This window comes from Evtepia sp., from assembly GCF_034090835.1.
Taxonomy (GTDB): domain Bacteria; phylum Bacillota; class Clostridia; order Oscillospirales; family Oscillospiraceae; genus Evtepia.
This window is the reverse complement of the sequence record NZ_JAXDRS010000047.1, coordinates 1-5,360: the sequence shown is the minus strand read 5'-3', so window position 1 is coordinate 5,360 and position 5,360 is coordinate 1. Positions and strand designations below refer to the sequence as shown.

Sequence of the window (5,360 nt, the reverse complement as noted above, 5' to 3'; positions counted from 1 at the left end):
GTAAAATAACTTTATTCGCAAGAGTTTTTACAGCACATCAAGGCTTTTTCCTCAAAAGTAGTAAATTGGTAGTAAATTCAACTTGTTCTCTTGCAAATATCCTTGTATTTCAAGGGGTTTGAGGGTTAATTATTAAAGTTTATCCTAAATCATAATAAAAACTTAATTAAGTGTAATAAAGTTTAAAAAGTGAAAAAGAAAAAGGACATCCAATCGGATGTCCTTTTTGGTGCGCGAGGCGGGACTTGAACCCGCACGTGCGTATTGCACACTAGAACCTGAATCTAGCGAGTCTGCCAATTCCACCACTCGCGCATTGGGCTCTCTGAACGGCATATCTCGTTCAGTGCGAGGTTTATAATAGCACAGAGAGGCCAATGTGTCAAGTATATTTTTCTGTTTTTTGCGTTTTTTCCAGGAGAAAACGCAAATTATTTGGTGCCGAAGATCCGGTCTCCTGCGTCGCCCAAACCGGGAACGATATACCCGTGGTCATTGAGCTTTTCGTCCACAGCGGCGACGTAAATATCCACATCGGGATGGTCTTTCTGCACGCGGGCGATCCCCTCCGGTGCAGCCAGGATGTTCATGAGCTTGATGTTCTTCACGCCGTATTCCTTCACAAAGGAGATGGCAGCCGAAGCGGAGCCGCCGGTAGCCAGCATGGGGTCCAGCACGATCACGTCCCGCTCGGAGATATCCGTGGGCATTTTGCAGTAATACTTCACAGGCTCCAGGGTTTCGGGGTCACGGAAGAGGCCAATGTGCCCCACCTTCACGGAGGGGACCAGGGTGAGGATGCCGTCTACCATGCCCAGGCCAGCCCGGAGAACGGGCACGATGGCCAGCTTCTTGCCGGAGATCTGGTGGGTGACAGCCTTGGCCACGGGAGTCTGCACTTCTACGGCCTGAAGGGGGAGATCCCGGGTTGCCTCATAGCACATGAGGGTGGCGATTTCGCTGACCACTTCCCGGAACTCCTTGACGCCGGTGCTCTCATCCCGGAGGATGGACAGTTTGTGCTGCAGCAGGGGGTGATCCAATACGTGTACTTTCTCCATAGTTCAACCTCACTCTTTCTTGTTATTCCGTGGTTTTGGCTGCTTGTTCCCGTTCCAGTCGTTCCCGCTCTGCCTGGGACAGGCGATGGTAGACAGGGACCAGTTGGTCACCGGGGACAGTTTTTCCTTCTTTGGCCAGTTCCAGTGCGGCCCTGGCCACCCCCCAGGCGCTCTGCATCCGCAGGTTGGGCGGCGCCAGCTGGGCGGGGATGCCGGCTTCCCGCAGGGCATTGCAGCAGAGTTCAGCGCCGTCGCCCACCACAAGCTGGGGTCCGGCAGCGGTCTCTTTCAGCTCTGCAATCAGGTCCTGGAGGGAAATGGCCCGGTCAGGGGACAGGCGGTGAATGGATTCTCCGTCTGCCCGGAAGCGGGCATGATAGATCTGGTGACGGCGGGCATCCATGGCGGCGCAGATCTCGCCCTGGAACCCTGCCAGGTTCCACGCCATAGACTCCAGGGTGGAGCATCCGGCGCAGGGGAGTTGGGCGGCCCAGGCCAGCCCTTTGGCGGTGGCCACACCGATCCGCAGCCCGGTGAAGGAACCGGGGCCGGCGGCCACAGCAATGAGGTCCACCTGAGACAGGGGCACGCCGCAGCTGGCCAGCAGATGCTCTGCCATGGGCAGGAGGGTCTGGCTGTGGGTCAGGCCGCTGTTTTGAAAGGACTGGGCGATGAGGGTATGATCCTCGCAGAGGGCCACAGAGGCGGCCACAGCGGAGGATTCCAAGGCTAAAATTTTCATCACTTGTCTGCCCCCTTGATGGAAATGATCCGCTGGTGATCGTCAGCACCCCGGCGGATCTCCACATAAATGGTGTCGGGTTCCAGCGCGTCTTCTATGTTTTCGCTCCACTCCACCGCGCAGATGCCGCCCCGACGGAGAAAATCTTCCCAGCCGATGTCAAAGAGGTCGTCTGAGGAGTAGAGACGGTACATATCGAAGTGGAACAGGGGGAGGGCGCCTCCCTCGTATTCATTCACAATGGTGAAGGTGGGGCTGGTCACGCGCTGAGTGATGCCCAGGCCCCGGGCCATACCCCGGACAAAGGCGGTTTTGCCTGCCCCCAGGTCACCGGTGAAGGCGACAACCGAGCCGGGCGCCAGTTGCTTGACCAGGTCTTCGCCCAGGCGTTCGGTGTCCTGTTCGCTTTCCGAGTATTTTTCTATCATAGTCGGGTCCTTTCTCCCCCTCCCAAAGACCGCAGGGGGTAATTCAAGGTATTTTACCATACTTTTCACGAGGTTGCACCCCTCTGTGACAAAATTTATCCGGGATTCCAGGTATCATGAGGGAGAAAGGGGGAAAAACCGTGCATGGTAGATTGGGAATGAAACGAAAAGAGTGGGGGTTGTTTTTTCTTGCCCTCACGGCCTCTGCCTATGGGATGCTGCTGATTTTCAGTGCCACCCGATACGACGAGAAGCTGCACAGCCTGGTGGGAAAGCAGGCGGCAGCCTTGGGGATCGGGGTAGGGTTTTGCCTGCTGTTGTCCGTCCTGGATCTTCGAAGGCTGCTGGAAAAGGATTGGAAGGTGCTGCCTGTACTCAATGTACTGCTGCTGTTGCTGCTGGTCCCCTTTGGGAACGATGATGGGACGGGGAACCGAAGCTGGCTGGCGCTTCCGGGAGGGATTTTCAACTTACAGCCGGCAGAGGTGGTGAAGCTGACCTTTCTTCTCTTGTTGGGACTCCAGCTGGACCGGCTGCGGGAGCGAGGGCTGGACCGTCCCAAATCTATTCTGTTTTTAGGGGGGCATGTGCTGCTGCTCTGCGGTCTTCTCTATGGCGTGTCGGGAGACATCGGCATGGTGGTGGTGTTTCTGGCCATATACGGGGTGATGCTGTGGTCATCGGGGGTCCATCCGCTTTGGCTGCTGGGACAAGCGGCCCTGGGTGTGGGCGGGGGTGCACTGCTCTGGGGACGGCTTCCGGCGTATGTCCGGATGCGCTTTCTGGTGGTGTTTGACCACGACCTGGACCCGCTGGGGAAAGGGTTTCAGCAGGGACGCAGCCTCCTGGCCATTGGGTCGGGACAAGTGACGGGACAGGGATATCTCCAGGGGACCCAGACCCAGAGTGTGTCTCCGTCGGCCCTGCCTGCCCGGCACACGGACTTTATCTTCTCTGTGGCAGGAGAGGAGCTGGGGCTTTTGGGCTGCCTTCTGATTTTGCTGCTGCTGGGTGGGATCGTCCTGCGGTGCGTGGCTCTGGCCCGCCGCAGTAGGGACCCTCTGTTTTCGGACGTCGCCATGGGGGTAGCAGGTATGTTTGGGGCGCAGACCATCCTGAATGTGGGAATGTGTTTATACGCTGCGCCGGTGGTTGGGGTCACCCTGCCTTTTTTCAGCTATGGCGGTTCTTCCCTGATCACGGCCTTTGGGGCTGTTGGGATCCTCATGGCCATGAAAGAGGAACAGCTGGGAGGAAGAGTAAGGTCTGCGGCAGTATAAGGCAGGGGCGGCGGGATAGACTAAGGATACGTTTGAATAAGGAGGTATGCTTATGTCACAGGGGTCCTTGTACCGGCGGACGACAGGACTGTTTTTGGCCACGGCGCTGCTGTTTGCTCTGTCTGTGCCTGCCTTTGCGTTCTTCCGTCGGGATACTGCCCAGACGGGAGAGGAAAACCTGCCCATCGCCGAAAATCTTTCCATCACCACGTATAAAAATGTGGCGGTCATCGGTTCCTTCGCCGGGATGTCTCCCAAGGGGGAAGTTTTGACCTTTCGGGTGGTAAAGAATCCGGCCCGGGGAAAGGTGACGCTGTCAGAAGCAGAGGCTTCCCGGTTCACCTATACACCCTACGAGGATAAGACGGGGAAGGACGCTTTCACCTATGTTGCAGAAACCTCGGATGGTAAGGTGTCCCAGCCGGCGGAGGGCTCTATCCGCATTGAGAAGCCGGATACGAAGGTCAACTATGGAGATATGGCCGGGCACCCCGCTCATAAGGCGGCGATTGCCCTGGCGGAGGAAGAGATTTTTGTAGGGGAGAAGATGGGAGCAACCTGGTTCTTCCGTCCGGATACGCCGGTGACCCGGGAAGAGTTCCTGGCCATGGCCATGGACGTGGTGGAGATGGAGACGCTGCCTGAGGCAGTCTCTACAGGTTTTTCGGATGATGGATGTATTTCTGTGTGGGCGAAACCCTACGTGGCTTCCGCCCTTCGCTCCGGCGTGGTGCAGGGCAGCGACGATGGAGCAGAAGGCGTCGCCTTTTCCCCGGAGCAGCCCATCACCCGCACGGAGGCGGCAGTCCTGCTGAACCGGCTGCTGGGGGTATCTGACGTGGCGGCCAGGGGGAACCTGGCGGACGACGCGGCGCCGGCTTGGGCCTACCAGTCGGTGGTCAACCTGGAAGCGGTCGGGGTGCTGCAGGCCGACGAAACAGGATATTTGGACCTGGGGGGAGAGCTGACCCGGGGAGAAGCAGCAGAACTCCTGCTTTCTGCCATGGAAGTACTGGACTTTCGGGAAAGAATTTGGTAAAATGCTCTTAGATAGCCCTGCGTAATCTGGCTCTCTATGTGCATTTTGTGGTGATGCACAGGCACGTTCCTTCCATGCCGGCGAAAGAAAGAGAGAACACTATGGAACAAGCAGTCATCCATTCCCCTCTGGGTCCGCTGACCCTTTTTGCGGAAGATAACCGTCTCATTGCTTTGGTGTTTGGAAACTACGGCGGATACGATGATATCCCTCTGTTTCGGGAAGCGCAGCGACAGCTGGAGGAATACTTCTCCGGGCAGCGCCGGACCTTTTCCCTCCCGATGAACCCGGAGGGAACTGACTTCCAGCGCAGAGTCTGGGGGGCCCTGATGGAGATCCCTTACGGCGCGCCCATCTCCTACCGGGATCTGGCCGCCCGGGTGGATGTGCCGAAAGCCTTCCAGGCTGTGGGACAGGCCAACGGGAAAAATCCCATTCCGATCCTGATCCCCTGTCATCGGGTGATCGCGGCAAACGGCACGTTGGGCGGTTACTCCGGGGGCCTGGAGCGTAAACGCTTCCTTTTGGAACTGGAAGGGTATGTGTGCAAACCCGCCCCCAAGAAGCCCCGGCTGCAGACAGGGGGGAGCATTGGGTTCTGACGGTATTTCGGAGGGATATCATTTTCTTTCTGAAAATGCAAAAATATATTTGACAGGACGAAAGATTTGTGCTATTATAAATCTCGCACTGAACGAGATATGCCGTTCAGAGAGCCCAATGCGCGAGTGGTGGAATTGGCAGACTCGCTAGATTCAGGTTCTAGTGTGCAATACGCACGTGCGGGTTCAAGTCCCGCCTCGCGCACCA

At 57.2% G+C, this 5,360-nt stretch carries 6 protein-coding genes and 2 tRNA genes; 4 read left to right on the top strand and 4 right to left on the bottom strand.

Features of this window, described 5'->3' with window-relative positions; all coding sequences use genetic code 11:
- Nucleotides 1-227: 227 nt before the first annotated feature.
- From SOR61_RS08715 to tsaE, 4 genes are all read right to left on the bottom strand, one after another.
- Nucleotides 228-315, bottom strand: a tRNA-Leu gene (locus SOR61_RS08715).
- 116 nt (nucleotides 316-431) lie between these two features.
- Nucleotides 432-1,061, bottom strand: coding sequence for a uracil phosphoribosyltransferase (gene upp / locus SOR61_RS08710; RefSeq protein ID WP_320612271.1), 630 nt, complete (start codon nucleotides 1,059-1,061; stop codon nucleotides 432-434).
- 22 nt (nucleotides 1,062-1,083) lie between these two features.
- Nucleotides 1,084-1,803 carry a tRNA (adenosine(37)-N6)-threonylcarbamoyltransferase complex dimerization subunit type 1 TsaB gene (gene tsaB / locus SOR61_RS08705; RefSeq protein WP_320612272.1) on the bottom strand — a complete coding sequence of 240 codons (720 nt, stop codon included), beginning with the start codon at nucleotides 1,801-1,803 and terminating at the stop codon, nucleotides 1,084-1,086.
- Nucleotides 1,803-2,228 carry a tRNA (adenosine(37)-N6)-threonylcarbamoyltransferase complex ATPase subunit type 1 TsaE gene (gene tsaE, locus SOR61_RS08700; RefSeq protein WP_407066530.1) on the bottom strand — a complete coding sequence of 142 codons (426 nt, stop codon included), beginning with the start codon at nucleotides 2,226-2,228 and terminating at the stop codon, nucleotides 1,803-1,805. The genes tsaB and tsaE overlap by 1 nt, the downstream gene beginning before the upstream one ends.
- A gap of 161 nt (nucleotides 2,229-2,389) precedes the next feature.
- Between tsaE and SOR61_RS08695 the strand changes: the two genes are divergently transcribed.
- The 4 genes from SOR61_RS08695 (at nucleotide 2,390) to SOR61_RS08680 (ending at nucleotide 5,360) form a co-directional block, all read left to right on the top strand.
- Nucleotides 2,390-3,511 (top strand): FtsW/RodA/SpoVE family cell cycle protein, encoded by a 1,122-nt coding sequence (locus SOR61_RS08695; protein ID WP_320612269.1) that lies wholly within the window; start codon nucleotides 2,390-2,392, stop codon nucleotides 3,509-3,511.
- Between the two features lie 52 nt (nucleotides 3,512-3,563).
- The gene (locus SOR61_RS08690; protein WP_320612268.1) at nucleotides 3,564-4,550 is read left to right on the top strand and encodes an S-layer homology domain-containing protein; all 987 of its coding nucleotides are present in this window, start codon (nucleotides 3,564-3,566) and stop codon (nucleotides 4,548-4,550) included.
- Between the two features lie 101 nt (nucleotides 4,551-4,651).
- The gene (locus tag SOR61_RS08685) at nucleotides 4,652-5,152 is read left to right on the top strand and encodes a methylated-DNA--[protein]-cysteine S-methyltransferase (RefSeq protein WP_320612267.1); all 501 of its coding nucleotides are present in this window, start codon (nucleotides 4,652-4,654) and stop codon (nucleotides 5,150-5,152) included.
- Nucleotides 5,153-5,272: 120 nt separating this feature from the next.
- Nucleotides 5,273-5,360, top strand: a tRNA-Leu gene (locus SOR61_RS08680).